This window comes from Monashia sp. HAY1-5C, assembly GCF_056755255.1.
The window spans coordinates 1-251 of record NZ_JBPGXG010000557.1; the positions used below are offsets into that span (position 1 = coordinate 1).

1 protein-coding gene is annotated in these 251 nt (G+C 70.5%); it reads left to right on the plus strand.

The window, feature by feature from the left end; all coding sequences use genetic code 11:
• A partial coding sequence (locus ACR9ZK_RS22760) for a hypothetical protein (protein WP_481344193.1) occupies nt 1–197 on the plus strand: 197 nt, incomplete at its 5' end.
• Nucleotides 198–251: the final 54 nt, after the last annotated feature.

Below are 251 nucleotides of genomic sequence, written 5' to 3' on the forward strand. Positions count from 1 at the left end.
ATAAGAGACAGGTCCGCGAGCGGCAGGACGTCCGGGCCGAAGCGCCGCTCGACCCCGCGGTCCACGCCAGGACGCCTTCGCCGTGGACCGGTGCAGAGGCCGAGGTGGTCGAGGACGGTGACCCAGCGGTCGACGGCGTGGCCCTGGATCTGTCTCTTATACACATCTCCGAGCCCACGAGACGGAGCTACATCTAGGGGGTCGGCTTCTGCTTGGAAAGAGGGGGGGGGGGGGGGGGGGGGGGGGGGGGG